This window comes from Eubacterium sp. CAG:161 (assembly GCF_000432355.1).
Classification (GTDB): domain Bacteria; phylum Bacillota; class Clostridia; order Lachnospirales; family Lachnospiraceae; genus Eubacterium_G; species Eubacterium_G segne.
Genome location: NZ_HF991854.1, coordinates 20487 through 37309, shown reverse-complemented (window position 1 = coordinate 37309; position 16823 = coordinate 20487). Strand labels below are relative to the sequence as shown.

15 protein-coding genes, 1 pseudogene, 1 riboswitch and 1 other annotated feature are annotated in these 16823 nt (G+C 37.5%); all 16 genes and pseudogenes read right to left on the bottom strand.

Annotation, left to right across the window (positions count from 1 at the left end; translation table 11 throughout):
• Window positions 1-224: pseudogene (gene porA / locus Q5O30_RS02880) on the bottom strand (pyruvate ferredoxin oxidoreductase); the annotation flags it as partial.
• 1 nt (window position 225) lies between these two features.
• Window positions 226-528 (bottom strand): 4Fe-4S binding protein, encoded by a 303-nt coding sequence (locus Q5O30_RS02875; protein ID WP_021952257.1) that lies wholly within the window; start codon window positions 526-528, stop codon window positions 226-228.
• A complete protein-coding gene (locus tag Q5O30_RS02870; protein ID WP_021952256.1) occupies window positions 529-1101 on the bottom strand; it encodes a 2-oxoacid:acceptor oxidoreductase family protein in 573 nt (190 codons plus the stop codon).
• Between the two features lie 132 nt (window positions 1102-1233).
• A complete protein-coding gene (locus Q5O30_RS02865; protein WP_021952255.1) occupies window positions 1234-1947 on the bottom strand; it encodes a queuosine precursor transporter in 714 nt (237 codons plus the stop codon).
• A 78-nt stretch (window positions 1948-2025) separates the two neighbouring features.
• Window positions 2026-2751 carry a radical SAM domain protein gene (locus Q5O30_RS02860; protein ID WP_021952254.1) on the bottom strand — a complete coding sequence of 242 codons (726 nt, stop codon included), beginning with the start codon at window positions 2749-2751 and terminating at the stop codon, window positions 2026-2028.
• Between the two features lie 154 nt (window positions 2752-2905).
• Window positions 2906-6745 (bottom strand): DNA-directed RNA polymerase subunit beta', encoded by a 3840-nt coding sequence (rpoC, locus tag Q5O30_RS02855; RefSeq protein ID WP_021952253.1) that lies wholly within the window; start codon window positions 6743-6745, stop codon window positions 2906-2908.
• 17 nt (window positions 6746-6762) lie between these two features.
• Window positions 6763-10593: a DNA-directed RNA polymerase subunit beta gene (locus Q5O30_RS02850; protein ID WP_021952252.1), complete on the bottom strand. Its 3831-nt coding sequence runs from the start codon at window positions 10591-10593 to the stop codon at window positions 6763-6765.
• A gap of 236 nt (window positions 10594-10829) precedes the next feature.
• Window positions 10830-12245 carry a sodium:alanine symporter family protein gene (locus Q5O30_RS02845; protein ID WP_021952251.1) on the bottom strand — a complete coding sequence of 472 codons (1416 nt, stop codon included), beginning with the start codon at window positions 12243-12245 and terminating at the stop codon, window positions 10830-10832.
• Window positions 12245-12350, bottom strand: a riboswitch (glycine riboswitch). (Overlaps the previous gene by 1 nt.)
• Before the next feature lie 86 nt (window positions 12351-12436).
• Window positions 12437-12802 (bottom strand): 50S ribosomal protein L7/L12, encoded by a 366-nt coding sequence (rplL, locus tag Q5O30_RS02840; protein ID WP_021952250.1) that lies wholly within the window; start codon window positions 12800-12802, stop codon window positions 12437-12439.
• Window positions 12803-12872: 70 nt separating this feature from the next.
• Complete coding sequence (gene rplJ, locus Q5O30_RS02835; protein ID WP_021952249.1) at window positions 12873-13370, bottom strand: 50S ribosomal protein L10; 498 nt, start codon at window positions 13368-13370, stop codon at window positions 12873-12875.
• Window positions 13371-13422: 52 nt separating this feature from the next.
• Window positions 13423-13566, bottom strand: a sequence feature (ribosomal protein L10 leader region).
• Between the two features lie 88 nt (window positions 13567-13654).
• Window positions 13655-14353, bottom strand: a complete 699-nt coding sequence (gene rplA, locus Q5O30_RS02830) for a 50S ribosomal protein L1 (RefSeq protein WP_021952248.1) — start codon at window positions 14351-14353, stop codon at window positions 13655-13657.
• A 142-nt stretch (window positions 14354-14495) separates the two neighbouring features.
• On the bottom strand, window positions 14496-14921 hold the full coding sequence (rplK, locus tag Q5O30_RS02825; protein ID WP_021952247.1) for a 50S ribosomal protein L11: 426 nt from the start codon (window positions 14919-14921) through the stop codon (window positions 14496-14498).
• 103 nt (window positions 14922-15024) lie between these two features.
• A complete protein-coding gene (gene nusG / locus Q5O30_RS02820; RefSeq protein ID WP_021952246.1) occupies window positions 15025-15543 on the bottom strand; it encodes a transcription termination/antitermination protein NusG in 519 nt (172 codons plus the stop codon).
• 24 nt (window positions 15544-15567) lie between these two features.
• The gene (gene secE, locus Q5O30_RS02815; protein ID WP_021952245.1) at window positions 15568-15777 is read right to left on the bottom strand and encodes a preprotein translocase subunit SecE; all 210 of its coding nucleotides are present in this window, start codon (window positions 15775-15777) and stop codon (window positions 15568-15570) included.
• Between the two features lie 19 nt (window positions 15778-15796).
• Window positions 15797-15946, bottom strand: a complete 150-nt coding sequence (gene rpmG / locus Q5O30_RS02810; RefSeq protein ID WP_021952244.1) for a 50S ribosomal protein L33 — start codon at window positions 15944-15946, stop codon at window positions 15797-15799.
• Window positions 15947-16113: 167 nt separating this feature from the next.
• Window positions 16114-16821, bottom strand: a complete 708-nt coding sequence (locus Q5O30_RS02805) for a ComF family protein (protein ID WP_021952243.1) — start codon at window positions 16819-16821, stop codon at window positions 16114-16116.
• Window positions 16822-16823 lie beyond the last annotated feature (2 nt).

Below are 16823 nucleotides of genomic sequence, written 5' to 3'. Positions count from 1 at the left end.
CTTGCTCCGGCAGCTGCCGCTCCTAATGCCGCACTCATGGAACTGTGTTCTGATTCTACAGTGATAAATTCCGTATCTACTAATCCGTTAGATACATAATTTGAAAAATACTGTGGTATTTCCGTTGACGGTGTAATAGGAAACATTGGAAATACATCCGGATTAATTTGTCTGAGGGCTGTAGCTACAGCCTCGTTTCCTGACATTAAAACTCTCTTTGGCATCCTATTTCACCTCCATCTTAATTGCATTAAAAGGGCATGCCTTTACACAAATGCCACATCCCTTGCAGTGATCGTAATCTATAGCCTGTCTTTTATAATCTTTTACAGGAATTGCACTGTCAGGGCAAACCGGCACGCATAAAAGACACTGCTTACATTTTTCTTCATCAACTACAGGAGCTACGTTAGTCCAGTCACCTGTTACAAATTCTCTTGTAGTTCCACATCCCACAATTGTATTTCCTCTTGTTACATCCTGCCATGCAACATCCTGAGCTAATTTGGTAATATCTGTCTTAGCCATCTACTTAACCTCCCTTAACGCAATTCTTAATGCTTCCATATTTCCCTTTACCACTTCCGGCTTTTTAGCAAATTTATGCCTAAATGAGCCTTCCATTTCGTTAAGGAATGTTTCGTCATCAATAACACCTGTTACTTTAACTATTGCAGCAAGCATAGGTGTGTTTGGGAAGTTTTTGCCAAGAGTATCCATTGCAATCTGTCTTGCATCAATTGTATATACTTTTCCTTTGTATCCTCTTAAATGTGGGATGATTTCTTCCTTACTCTTTGCCGTATTAATAATAATAGCACCATCTTCTCTAAGTCCGGCTGTTACATCCACTATTTCAATAAGTGTTTCATCAACAACTACTACAAACTGCGGATCATAAATATTAGAATGAACCCTGATAGGTTTATCACTTATTCTGTCATATGCAGTAATAGGTGCTCCCATTCTTTCCGGGCCATACTCAGGAAAACCCTGGGCATTCTTTCCTGTTTTAAAAGCCACTTCTGCCAAAAGAAGCGCTGCTGTTTTAGCACCCTGACCTCCACGTCCGTGCCATCTGATTTCAAGAGTATTCTCCATTTTTTAATTCCTTCTCTTTTTTATAGTTTTCTCAAATACTTATGTAACTTATTTCGTTTAATTCTTTAGTGTGTTAAAGTTACGTTAAATTTTATTATATACAAATGCCTTTAGAATTGCAATAGTGAAGATTTACTGTATTGTGGCTTTTAAATCATCTTTTTCCTTAATTTTTCTTGCTAAATAAACAAATGGAGTATCTGCTAAACTGGTTACAATAAATATAATATAGCTTGATATTACAATGCTCCAAAGGGTCTTTATGCTATAAATTCCCCAAAATGAAGCAAAGGTAAATAATAAATCATTTAAGAATTGGGATACCATAGTGGAACCGTTATTTCTAAGCCATAAAAAATCTCTTTTGCTGTTGGAGCGTTTTTCTGTAAAACTCCATATTTTATGGTATGCCCACACATCAAATTCCTGAACTATTGCATACACTAACATACTGGCAATCATAATTCTTGGAGTATTTGAAAAAATAGTTTTCATTGCTCCCATCATTATGTCCGTAGAAGATGGTGTGTATAAAAGCCACCACTGGGAAAGAATAATAAATGTAACAGATGTTGCAATTCCTATATGTACAGCTTTTCTTGACTCTTTTTTACCATATAATTCACTTATAATATCCGTAACAAGAAACGTTGATGCAAACAAAACATTTCCCAAAGTCATTTCCATTCCAAAGGCAACAATAACAATTAAAACTTCTATGTTAGCAGCAATTGTAGCTAACACCGTAAAGCAGTAAAGTCCCTGCTTTCCAAAAAGTTTAAAGAAAGCAATAACACTTCCATAAATAATAAATATTGATAATACTAATAAAACTTCATTTGACATAATACTTATCCTCCTGTTTTTTGTCTTTTACAGCTATTGCATCAATTTCTTTGCATAGCCGGCATATGTCTTTTTATTCTATTTGTTTTCTCCCACACCAAAATCCGTATTATTAAGAAGGATATCCACTCTTTCATTGTCTATGTATTTTGGATATACCTCTTTAATAAATTCATTAATTACTTTTTTGTCCGGTTTTATAGGCATGGCATTTTCCACCATAATGTTTACACACACTCTTTTAAAATACTTAAGCCCCATTTCAATGTCCCGTATCATTGAATCTGCATTTTGTCCCTTTATTCCCTGCAAAAGATTTATCTCGTCAAAATATTTAGCAATAACCTCAGGATTCTTTTCTTCAATTCCTTTTACCAGCACTTCCTCACGTAATTTGTAATCAAAGGTTTCTAATCCTAATTTTATAAGTACGGTAATTCCAAGATGTGAAAAATCCTTTTTAAACTTTTCAATGTCATCTTTATGCATATAATGGCATTCAAAATGCACCTCATTAATCCCTTTATCTAAACAGATATCCTTTATTAACTTTATGGTTTTATCATCTAAATCCACAAAGCTCCCTGAATTAATGACCTCTAGTTTTTTGTAAATTCCTGTTATGTGACCTAATGCTTCTTTGTTTATTTTATAGTTGTTTTCAATATCCAAACTACTATCTAAGTGATAATCACAAAATCTGCATTTTCGCCATTTACATCCATCACCTACAAGCATTACTATTTCTCTTGGATTCTTCTCTTTAATAACAGAATATCTTACAGGATTAAATCCTTCCACCATAAAACTTTTCCTCCTAAACTGAAAAAAGAGTGCACTAAGGCACTCTTTTTCATTCTTATATTAATTCTTATATAAATTAATAATATAGGTTCCCTAGTTTTGTTTATAGACAGGATGGTTACGAACTGTCTTTTATATATTAATATATCTGATTTTACTCTTCTGTAGCATCAGTGCTTTCGACATCCTCTGAAACAGTAACTACTTCTTCTGAAGTATTTACCTCACCGTTTTCTTCTGCCGGTGTTTCTCCTTCAGCTGTTGTTTCCTCATCACCTTCTGATAATTCTAAAACATCATCCTCTGAAAGAACTGTATTTCTGTTATCTGTAGAAAGTCTTACAGAATTGTATCTCTTCATTCCTGTACCTGCCGGAATCAACTTACCAATAAGTACATTTTCCTTGATACCGATAAGTGGATCAACCTTACCGTTAATAGCTGCTTCAGTAAGAACTCTTGTTGTCTCCTGGAATGAAGCTGCTGAGAGGAATGAGCTTGTAGCAAGAGATGCCTTTGTGATACCAAGCATAATCTGTGTACCTGTTGCAGGCTCTTTGCCTTCTTCTACTAACTTCTCATTTACTTCATTGAAATCAAGAACTTCCACTGTTGTTCCCGGTAAGAACTCTGAATCACCGGCTGTTTCCACCTTAATTTTCTTAAGCATCTGTCTAACGATAACCTCAACGTGCTTATCGTTTATATCAACACCCTGTAGACGGTATACTCTCTGAACTTCTCTAATCATATAATCCTGTACTGCACGAAGTCCCTTAATCTTTAAGAGGTCGTGTGGATTAATACTACCTTCTGTAAGCTCATCACCGGCTTCAAGTATTGTTCCATCAAGAATCTTAATTCTTGAACCGTAAGGAATTAAGTAAGCCTTTGACTCACCTGTTTCATCGTTTGTTACAATAATTTCGCGTTTCTTCTTAGTTTCCTTGATTTCGGCTCTACCACCAAATTCTGCAATAATTGCAAGTCCCTTTGGCTTTCTTGCTTCAAACAATTCTTCTACTCTAGGAAGACCCTGTGTAATATCGTCACCGGCAACACCACCTGTATGGAAGGTTCTCATTGTAAGCTGTGTACCAGGCTCACCAATTGACTGAGCGGCAATAATACCAACAGCTTCACCTACCTGTACTCTCTGTCCTGTTGCCATGTTTGCACCGTAACACTTAGCACAAACACCTATATGAGATTTACATGTAAGAATTGTTCTTATTTTAACCTTTGTAACACCTGTTGCAACAATTGCAGCTGCCCTCTTAGGTGTAATCATATGGTTTGCTTTTACTATAACATTACCCTCTGCGTCATACATTGTCTCTGCAGCGGTTCTGCCTGTTATACGTTCTTCAAGGCTTTCTACAACTTCATTTCCGTTCATTAATGACTCAATTTCCATATAAGGAATAGCCTTGCCTTCACAACAGTCAACATCACGGATAATTAAATCCTGTGATACGTCAACAAGTCGTCTTGTAAGGTATCCTGAATCGGCTGTACGAAGAGCTGTATCAGAAAGACCTTTACGGGCACCATGGGCAGAAATAAAGTATTCCAAAACGTCAAGACCTTCACGGAAGTTTGATTTAATAGGAAGTTCGATAGTCTTACCTGTTGTATCTGCCATAAGACCACGCATACCGGCAAGCTGTTTAATCTGCTTGTCAGAACCACGGGCACCTGAATCAGCCATCATAAAGATGTTGTTATACTTATCAAGGCCACCAAGAAGTGCGCTGGTAATCTTATTATCGGCATCCTGCCATGTTTCAATTACTTCTTTATATCTTTCCTCGTCTGTTAAGAAACCTCTTCTAAAGTGCTTTGTAATCTTATCAACAGTCTTTTCTGCATCTGCTAAAATCTGCTTCTTAGCAGCCGGTACTGTCATATCTGAAATTGAAACTGTCATGGCAGCTCTTGTGGAGAACTTGTAACCCATAGCCTTGATATTATCAAGAACCTCTGCAGTCTTTGTAGCACCATGGTTATTAATAACCTTCTCAAGAATCTGCTTTAACCCTTTCTTTCCTACATGGAACTCAACTTCAAATCTAAGATAATCTTCATCTTTTTCTCTCTTAACAAATCCTAAATCCTGAGGAAGTATTTCATTGAAAAGACATCTTCCTAAAGTAGTGTCAATAACACCTTCTACTTTTTCACCTTTTCCGTTAAATACTTTTCTCTTAATTTTAATCTTCTGATGAAGTGAAATATCGCCATTTTCATATGCAATAATTGCCTGGGCAACGCTACTGAAATAACGTCCCATAACATCTAACGCTTCTGAAATAACAACTCTGTCATCTGCCTGATATCTGATTATATCCGATGTTTTAATTATTCCATCATCTAAATCTTTCTTAATTTCTTCTTCAGACTGATATACCTTTTCACCAGCCATTGCTTCTTTTTCAGCATCTCCGGTGTAATCTACCATCTTATCCATTGTCAGATAGTAAATACCAAGTACCATATCCTGTGAAGGAACTGCCACAGGTGCACCATCAGACGGCTTAAGAAGGTTGTTAGGTGAAAGTAATAAGAATCTACATTCAGCCTGTGCCTCCACAGAAAGTGGAAGGTGAACAGCCATCTGGTCTCCGTCGAAATCGGCGTTGAAAGCTGTACATACCAACGGATGTAACTTAATAGCTTTACCTTCTACTAATACCGGTTCAAATGCCTGAATACCTAATCTATGAAGTGTCGGCGCACGGTTAAGCATAACCGGATGTTCCTTAATTACATCTTCAAGTACATCCCAAACTTCTGTCTGAAGTCTTTCCACCATCTTCTTAGCACTCTTAATATTATGTGCGGTTCCGTTTGCTACTAATTCCTTCATTACAAATGGCTTAAATAATTCAATTGCCATTTCCTTTGGAAGACCACACTGATAAATCTTAAGTTCAGGTCCTACTACGATAACTGAACGCCCTGAGTAGTCAACACGCTTACCAAGTAAGTTCTGACGGAAACGTCCCCGCTTACCTTTAAGCATATCTGAAAGTGACTTAAGTGCTCTGTTACCAGGTCCTGTTACAGGTCTGCCACGTCTTCCATTATCGATTAATGCATCAACAGCTTCCTGAAGCATTCTCTTTTCGTTTCTTACAATAATCTCAGGTGCTCCAAGCTCAAGAAGTCTTTTAAGACGATTGTTTCTGTTAATGATTCTTCTGTATAAATCATTTAAATCAGATGTAGCAAATCTACCACCGTCTAACTGTACCATAGGTCTGATATCAGGTGGAATTACCGGTATAACATCTAAGATCATCCATTCAGGTCTGTTCCCTGAATTTCTGAATGCTTCATGCACCTCTAATCTCTTTACGATTTTTGCCTTTTTCTGACCTGTCGCTTCAAAAAGTTCCTGCTTTAATGCTTCTGCTTCTTTATCAAGGTCAATTGCCTGAAGCAATTCTTTTATTGCTTCAGCACCCATTCCTACTCTGAACTTGCCATCAAATTCTTCGTAAGCTTCTCTATATTCCTTCTCTGACAATACCTGCTTGTACTCCAATGTTGTATCCATTGGGTCAAGTACGATATATGACGCGAAGTATAATACCTTCTCTAAAACTCTAGGTGAAATATCAAGTATAAGTCCCATTCTTGAAGGGATACCCTTAAAATACCAGATATGTGATACAGGTGTAGCAAGTTCTACACTACCCATACGTTCACGACGTACACTTGACTTTGTAACTTCAACACCACATCTGTCACAAATTACGCCTTTATATCTGATCTTTTTATATTTACCACAATGACATTCCCAATCCTTATTTGGTCCGAAAATCTTCTCACAGAACAAACCATCTTTTTCAGGTTTTAAAGTTCTGTAGTTAATTGTCTCCGGCTTTGTTACCTCGCCTCTTGACCATTCTCTGATTTTCTCAGGTGATGCAAGACCAATTTTAATTTTATCAAATGCTGCCTGTTCACTAACATTCATGTCTGCCATGATCAATCTCCCTTCTTTTAATTTTCTTCTCCGTCAGAAAATACCTCTCCTGAAGCATCAACTGTCTGGAGTTCATCATTTACAAATTCCTGTGTCTGGAAGCCTGCCTGTTCAAATGCCTGGCTATCTTCCTTATTTCCACTAAAATTCTTATCGCTGTTTAAGATTGCATTGAAGTTTGTTTCACCGTAATCAATGCTTTCCTTTAATTCAACTTCTTCATCATTTTCATCTAATACCTTAATATCTAATGCCAATGACTGAAGTTCCTTAATAAGAACCTTGAATGATTCAGGAATTCCCGGCTGAGGGATATTTTCACCCTTAATAATTGCTTCGTAAGTCTTAACACGTCCTACAACGTCATCAGACTTAACTGTTAAGATTTCCTGTAATGTGTATGATGCACCATAAGCCTCTAATGCCCAAACTTCCATTTCACCAAATCTCTGTCCACCGAACTGAGCCTTACCACCAAGTGGCTGCTGAGTTACTAATGAGTAAGGACCTGTTGAACGTGCATGAATCTTATCATCTACTAAGTGATGGAGTTTTAAGTAATGCATGAATCCGATTGTTACAGGGCTGTCAAAATACTCACCTGTTCTACCGTCTCTAAGTCTTACCTTACCATCTCTGTTAATAGGAACCCCTCTCCATTCATCTCTATGGTCAAGGTGTTCTCCTAAATATTCCATAACTTCAGGTCTTAATGTATCCTTATACTTAGCCTGGAAGTCTTCCCATTCAGTGTTTGCATAATCATTAGCAAGCTCAAGGGTATCCATAATATCATACTCGTCTGCTCCATCAAATACAGGTGTTGCAATATTGAAACCTAATACCTTTGCAGCAAGACTTAAATGAATTTCAAGGACCTGACCTATGTTCATACGTGAAGGTACGCCCAATGGGTTAAGCACGATATCAAGTGGACGTCCGTTTGGAAGGAATGGCATATCTTCAACAGGTAATACTCTTGAAACTACACCCTTGTTACCATGACGTCCAGCCATCTTATCACCAACGGAAATCTTTCTCTTCTGTGCAATATATATACGAACTGATTCATTAACACCAGGTGCTAATTCATCACCGTTTTCTCTCTTAAATACCTTAGCATCAACAATGATACCTGACTCACCGTGAGGAACCTTAAGGGATGTATCTCTTACTTCTCTTGCCTTTTCTCCAAAGATTGCTCTAAGAAGTCTCTCTTCCGGTGTAAGTTCTGTTTCACCCTTAGGTGTAACCTTACCAACAAGAATATCCCCTGCTCTTACTTCAGCACCAATTCTTATGATACCTCTTTCATCAAGGTCTTTTCTTGCATCATCACCAACGCCCGGAACATCATTTGTAATTTCTTCAGGTCCAAGTTTGGTATCTCTTGCCTCTGTTTCGTATTCTTCTATATGAATTGATGTATAAACATCATCCTGTACTAATCTTTCACTAAGAAGTACGGCATCCTCGTAGTTGTAACCTTCCCATGTCATAAATCCAATAAGCGGGTTCTTACCAAGAGCGATTTCACCATTAGATGTGGAAGCACCATCGGCAATAACTTCACCGGCTTCTACATGGTCACCCTTAAATACGATTGCTCTCTGGTTATAACAGTTACTCTGGTTACTTCTCTGGAATTTAAGAAGTTTGTATGTTTCCTTCTCACCGTTATCATCATATCTTAATGTGATTTCCTTAGATGTAGATCTTTCAACTACACCTGCACGTTTTGCAACAACACATACACCTGAGTCAACAGCTGCCTTGCCTTCCATTCCCGTACCAACTACAGGAGCTTCTGTAGTCATAAGAGGAACTGCCTGACGCTGCATGTTAGATCCCATAAGGGCACGGTTAGCATCATCGTTCTGTAAGAAAGGAATCATGGATGTAGCAACTGAGAATACCATTCTAGGAGAAACGTCCATAAGGTCAATTCTCTTCTTGTCAAACTGTGATGTTTCCTCTCTGAAACGTCCTGATACATTATTGTTTACAAAGTGTCCTTCTTCATCTAAAGGTTCGTTAGCCTGTGCTACTGTGTAGTTATCTTCCTCATCAGCTGTAAGGTAAACAACTTCATCTGTTACCCTTGGATTTTCAGGATCTGATTTATCTACAACACGATATGGTGCTTCAATAAATCCGTACTCATTCAATCTGGCAAAAGATGCAAATGAGTTAATAAGACCGATGTTTGGTCCTTCAGGTGTCTCAATAGGACACATTCTTCCATAGTGAGTATAATGTACATCTCGAACCTCGAATCCGGCACGGTCTCTTGAAAGACCACCAGGTCCTAAGGCTGATAAACGTCTCTTATGTGTCAACTCACCAAGTGGGTTATTCTGATCCATAAACTGTGACAACTGGGAACTTCCAAAGAATTCCTTAACGGCAGCTGTTACAGGTTTAATGTTAATTAATGTCTGTGGTGAAACTCCTTCAAGATCCTGAGTTGTCATTCTTTCACGAACAACTCTTTCCATTCTTGAAAGACCTATTCTATACTGGTTCTGAAGTAACTCACCAACTGCACGGATACGTCTGTTTCCTAAGTGGTCAATATCATCAGATGTACCAATACCATACTCTAAGTTGAGTAAGTAGTTAATAGAAGCAAGAATATCTTCCTTAGTAATGTGCTTTGGAACTAATTCATGAGCACGTCTCTTAATGGCATCCTTTAAATCTTCTTCTGAATCATTTTCTTCAAGGATTTCTGCCAAAACAGGATAATATACATCTTCTAAAATTCCAAGACTCTTGCAGTCAAAGTCAACATAGGCATTAATATCTACTGCAAGGTTTGAAAGTATCTTTTCATTCTTAACATCTGTCTGAATCATAACAGATGGAATTGCAGCATTCTGAATCTTTACAGCTAAATCCTTTGTAACTGTAGTTCCTGCTTCCGCAATAACCTCACCTGTAGTCATGTCTATAACATCCTCTGCTAATACATGACCTGTGATACGATTCTTAAATGCTAATTTTTTGTTATATTTATAACGTCCTACTCTTGCAAGATCATATCTCTTTGCGTCAAAGAACATTCCTGTAATAATTGATTCCGCACTGTCAACACTTAAAGGCTCGCCCGGACGGATTTTCTTGTATAACTCAAGAAGTCCGCTCTCGTAATCGTCACTCTGGTCTTTTTCAAATGTAGCAGTAAGTTTCTCTTCTTCACCAAATAATTCAGTGATTTCTGCATTTGTTCCAACACCTAAAGCTCTAATAAGAACTGTAACCGGTACTTTTCTTGTTCTGTCAACACGAACATAAAATACATCATTAGAATCTGTTTCGTATTCTAACCATGCACCACGGTTAGGAATAACCTGTGAAGTATATAATTCCTTACCTACCTTATCATGTCCGATAACATAGTAGATACCAGGTGAACGCACCAGCTGACTTACGATAACACGCTCAGCACCATTGATTACAAATGTACCTGTTGCTGTCATAAGAGGTAAATCTCCCATGAAAATCTCGTGTTCTGTAAATTCTCCGGTTTCCTTATTATGAAGTCTTACTTTTACCTTCAAAGGTGCAGCATATGTTGCATCTCTTTCCTTACATTCCTCGATTGTGTATTTCTTTTCATCTTCACACAATTTGAAATCAACAAATTCGAGGCTTAAGCTCTGTCCGTAATCTTCAATTGGAGAAATATCATCTAATACTTCTCTAAGACCTGATGTCAGGAACCATTCATATGAATCTCTCTGAACTTCAATAAGGTTAGGCATTTCAAGCACTTCTTTTTGTCTGGAATAGCTCATTCTGATGCCTTTTCCCGCTTTTACAGGACGAATTCTGTTCTTTTCCATCGACGTTTCACTCCTTGTCTTTATTTTGTTAATTAATTAGCTACATAAACTTTATTTTATTAGTTTTTAAGGCGTTTTCTTAGTAAAAAACTGCCATTTTTGCTCTTAAAAGGGCGCACTAACCCCCTTGTATGCGCGTAGCAAATTTTACTATACCACTAAATGTAAAAAGAGTCAACCATTTAAAAACAATTGACTCTTTTCATGTATAATATTTTAATTTTGTTTAATGTTAATTATAATTCTTTATTCTTTTTAAGGTACTCACGGGTATCCTTTGCCACTACACCACCTAATGCAAACAAAGCAATTATGTTTGGAATTGCCATAAGTCCGTTAAAGATATCAGCTATAGTCCAAACTGCTGCAACTGTCATATAAGGTCCAATGAATACTGCCAAAATATAAAGCCATCTGTAAACCTTTACAGCACCTTTGCTTCCATTAAAGAGATATTCAAGACATCTCTCACCATAATAATTCCATCCAAGAATAGTAGTAAAAGCAAAGAACACAAGACAAATCATTAATATAAATGATGCCACATCTCCCGGAAGGAAATATAATCCCTTCTGCCATGCTGCAGTTGTAACCTGAACGCCTTCAAGACTCTTATCTGCCCATGTTCCCATCATTACAATTGATAAACCTGTCATTGTACAAATAATTATTGTATCAATAAATGTACCTGTCATTGAAACAAGTCCCTGTCTTACAGGTTCCTTAGTCTGAGCTGCTGCAGCTGCTATAGGTGCAGAACCAAGTCCTGACTCATTGGAGAAAATACCTCTTGCAACACCTTTTTGCATTGCAATTGCAATAGAGGCAAGAACACCACCTGCAACGGGTTTAACGCCAAATGCTCCTTCAAATATTTCAACAAAAGCTCCCGGAACATTTTCAATATTAGCTATAATAAGTACCAAAGCTGCAACTACATAAATAACTGCCATAAACGGAACAATTATCTGTGATACACTGGCAATTCTCTTAATGCCGCCAATTACCACCAAGCCTACACAAAGTGCAAGAATTACTGCCGAAACAACAATTGCATATGAATATTCAGCTCCAAATATGCTTACAGTATGTGCCTTATTAGGATCAAAAAATCCCTGTACGGCTGATGCAATACCCTGAACCTGTGTAAATGTACCTATACCAAACAAACCTACACACGCCCCAAAGAAAGCAAAGATTTTTCCAAGCCATCTCCAATTACGCCCCATACCGTTTTCAATGTAATAAAATGGTCCGCCAAGCACATGACCATCTTCGTCTATCTTTCTATACTTTACTGCAAGAAATCCTTCAGAGTACTTTGTTGCCATTCCAAAGAAGGCTGCCAACCACATCCAGAATAACGCTCCCGGTCCACCAGCAAGAACGCCAATAGCTGTGGCTACACCTACGATATTTCCTGTTCCAATAGTTGCTGAAAGTGCTGTACACAATGCCCCAAAGCTTGTAACTTCACCTTCACCTTCCTCTTCGTTTTTAACCATAAATCTAAGAGCTTTAGGTAAATGTATTACCTGTATAAGTCTCAAACGAAAAGTAAGGTAGACACCTGCTGATAAAATGAGTACAATAAGCGGTACTCCCCAAACAAAGTTATCTACCTGTCCTAAAAACGCTGTAAACTGTTTCATTTTTTCCTCCTGTCCTTTTGCCTGAGAGATCGACTGTACTTCCAGTCTTACACCTTCGGCGCCTGAGTCAGCTATAAGCCATCAGACCTCTCCAGTTATTTTTTCTCAATATTATCAATAGAATATATTTTCAAAAGAAAACAGACATTATGTATTAAATACAAATGCCTGTCTCCATTTAAACAAATTAATTATTTAAGAGTTACTGTTGCTCCAACTTCTTCTAACTGCTTCTTAAGAGCTTCAGCTTCTTCCTTAGAAATTCCTTCCTTAACAACCTTAGGTGCTCCGTCAACAACTTCCTTAGCTTCCTTAAGTCCTAAACCTGTAGCATCCTTAACTGCCTTAATAACTTTAACCTTCTGAGCTCCAACTTCTGTTAACTCAACGTCAAATTCTGTCTTTTCTTCAGCTGCTGCTGCATCTCCACCTGCTGCTGCAACTACAACACCTGCTGCTGCAGATACTCCAAATTCTTCTTCACATGCCTTTACAAGGTCATTTAATTCTAATACTGTTAATCCTTTGATTACTTCAATGATTTCTGCTGTTGTCATTGTAAATTCCTCCATTTTATTCTTTTAATTCTTGTGCGGATTCATAATCCGTAATTGCTCATACAACTAATTACTGAGCTGCTTCTTCGTTCTGTTCTGCAATCTGCTTAATAACACGAGCGAAGTTTGTAATTGGTGACTGCATAGATCCAAGTAATTTTGAGAAAAGTACTTCTCTTGATGGAATAGATGCAATCTGCTTTACACCGTCTGCATCATAGTAAACACCGTCAACTACACCGCCTTTAACTTCCAATGCTTCTGCACCCTTTGCAAAGTTTACTAAAACTCTTGCTGCTGCAGTAGCATCATCCTTACAAACTGCGATAGCTGTAGGTCCTTCAAGATGCTGAGCTAAATCTGAAAATTCTGTATCTTTGATTGCAAAATTAATCATAGTGTTCTTGTATACTTTGTATACAACGCCTGCTTCTCTTAACTGTTTACGAAGCTCTGTGTCCTGTGCAACAGTAAGTCCACGATAGTCAACTACAACTGCTGTAGCTGCACCATTGAGTAATTCTGAAATCTCTTCTACGATAGGTTTCTTTAACTCTACTTTTGCCATGAATGTCTTGCCTCCTTATTTTTTTTAGGTCTGCAACCTTCATTCGCCGAACTTATTCATAAAAAAACTCCCTGCGAAAACAGAGAGGCACTAATAGTCATATATAAATAACTCCCTCGGTAGGCGATGTTAATGCTTACTTCACATATGAATCATATGCAAAACCTACTGTCTTCGGCAATTGGTTTTTAACCACTTGTGCATAATAGCACATTATTATTATATTGTCAACTGATATGCTTCAATAAACATGAAGCATATCAGTAACAAGTTACATAAATAAATTATGCGTTAACAATTTTTGAAACGTTAACCTTTACACCAGGTCCCATTGTTGATGTAACAGTGATTGACTTAATGTAAGCACCCTTAACTGCTGCCGGTTTAGCTTTCATAATAGCACCCATAAGCGCTTCGAAGTTCTGTGTTAACTGTTCTTCTGTAAATGAAGCCTTTCCAACAGGAACGTGAACGATGTTAGCCTTGTCAAGTCTGTACTCAATCTTACCTGCTTTGATATCAGCAATAGCTTTTGTAACATCCATTGTTACTGTACCTGCTTTTGGGTTAGGCATTAAGCCCTTTGGTCCGAGAACACGACCAAGTCTACCAACAACACCCATCATATCAGGTGTAGCTACAACCACATCGAAATCAAACCATCCGTCGTTCTGAATCTTAGGAATTAATTCTTCTGCTCCAACAAAATCTGCTCCTGCTGCTAAAGCTTCGTCAGCCTTTGCTCCCTTAGCGAAAACCAAAACCTTAACTTCCTTACCTGTACCGTTAGGTAAAACTACGGCACCACGGATCTGCTGATCTGCATGACGTCCGTCACAACCTGTTCTAATGTGACATTCTATTGTTTCATCAAATTTTGCAACTGCTGATTTCTTTACTAAAGAAATCGCTTCTTCTGTATCATACTGTGCAGCTCTGTCAATATTCTTTGCTGCCTCAATATACTTCTTACCTCTCTTCATTTAAACCTCCTCGTGGTAATAACGGATATACCTCCCACGTTCTTTTCAATTCATTTTTATTATAGTAGAATCTTCCTCAGACTCTGCCATTTCGAAAATGTTTCATGCAATTGTATGATAACAATGCCTTCATTTACGAAAATTAGTCTTCAACCTTGATTCCCATGCTTCTTGCAGTACCTGCGATCATGCTCATAGCAGCCTCAACTGTTGCCGCATTTAAATCCTTCATCTTTGTTTCTGCAATCTGCTGTAAATCAGCTTTTGAAATTGTTGCAACTGTTTCCTTAATTGAGTTTCCTGCACCCTTCTGAATCTTGCAGGCTTTCTTTAATAAAACTGCTGCAGGTGGAGTCTTTGTAATAAAACTAAAACTCTTGTCCTGGTAAACAGTGATAACAACAGGAATGATCATTCCCGGCTGATCAGCTGTTCTTGCGTTGAAGTCCTTTGTGAACTGAACGATGTTTAATCCATGCTGTCCAAGTGCTGGACCAACTGGTGGAGCTGGTGTTGCTTTTCCAGCCTCAATCTGCAATTTAATGTAACCTTCTACTTTCTTTGCCATTTTTCGGCACCTCCTATTGTGGTATTATCGGGAATCCCTCCCACTGCTTCGTGACCACCACGAAACATTCTTCTTTTATCTTAAAACCAATATTTAAATGGTCTTAATTCATCTTTTTAACTTCGGAGAAATTAAGTTCTACCGGAGTTTCTCTTCCAAACATGTCCACGTTAATTGTGACTGTCTGTCTGTTATCGTCAATACGCTTAATAGTACCTGCAGTACCTGTCCATACGCCTCCAATAACAGTAATCATATCCCCTTCCGCAAAATCAATATTGACTCTTTCGGTCTTAATACCTAAAGTAGCCATTTCTTCTGCTGTAAGAGGAACCGGCTTAGATCCTGGTCCTACGAAACCTGTAACACCTCTGGTATTTCTTACTACATACCATGTGTCATCGTTCATAACCATATTAATAAGCACATATCCAGGGAAAAGCTTCTTCTCAGTAACTTCTCTTTTGCCGTTCTTCAATTCTACCACTTCCTGTTTTGGAACTGATACTTCTAATATCTGATCCTGCAATTTTCTGTTTTCAATTGACTGTTCGATATTAGTTTTAACTTTGTTCTCATATCCTGAATAGGTATGAACAACATACCATTTTGCTTCTGACATCTAATCACCTCTTATATTCTTATATTATCCAATAATCTTATCAAGACCAAACTGTATCAGCTGATCAATCATGCCAATGAGGATACCAAGAATAGTTGTGATTATAACTACTACAACGCTCTGTCTTACTATAGAAGCCTTTGTAGGCCAGATAATCTTTGCATATTCAGCTTTAAGACCTGTCCACCAGCTCTTAGTTTTAGAGCTTTTCTTCTTAGCTTTAGCTTCTGCCATGTTTCTACCTCCCAAAAAACTATTTTGTTTCTTTGTGTAATGTATGCTTCTGACAGAACTTGCAATATTTCTTTGTTTCTACTCTGTCCGGATGAGTTTTCTTATCCTTAGTAGTATTGTAATTACGCTGCTTGCATTCTGTGCATTCTAATGTGATTCTTGTTCTCATGAGATTCACCTCCGTTATATTCTATCTAATCCATCCCAGAGAGTATTTTTTTTTATCACTTTTTGTAATATGAGCAAAAAAAAAAGACCTCTCTTTGCTATACAACTATAACATCTAAACCTTTTTACGTCAACAGTAAAATAGCAAATTCGAAATCTTTTTTCAATTTATTTATCCATTCCCGTTGCAATACACACAAAATAGACTTTTTCAACTCCTGCCATAATAAGAATTTTGCTACAGGCATCTATTGTGCTTCCTGTTGTATATATATCATCCACTAAAAGCACATTTTTATAATTACTGATTTTTTCAACATCCACTGCAAATGCATCTGACATATTCATCTTGCGCTGTTCATTGCTAAGTCCCTTTTGAGGTATTGTGTCCTTTATTCTGATAAGGCTTTTGTTGTCCGTTTCTATTCCCGTATAAAAACCTAATCTGTTTCCAAATTCTTCCGCCTGATTGTATCCTCGTTTTTGTTTCTTCTTATCATACATTGGAACCGGTATAATTTTATCTATCTGCCACCTTTTAAGTAATTCTCCATATTTTTCTGCTGCAATTTTCCCATAAAAATCTCCATATGCTTTCTGATTTCCATATTTAAACCTGTAAACGGACTCTTTCATTTCTTCCTTATATTCAAATACGGCTACGCCTTTTTCAAAAGTATGATTAATTTTTCTGCAATCACCACATAATATTTCATCATTCCCTTTTAAAGGCTTTCCGCATTTATAGCACCTATTTCTTCCTATAAGAAACTTTGATATGTCGCATTTTTCGCAAACATCCCCGGAAGATTTTATTACTCGCTCACATAACGGACATACCTTCGGAAAAAATATCCCCATTAATTTTTCTTTCATAT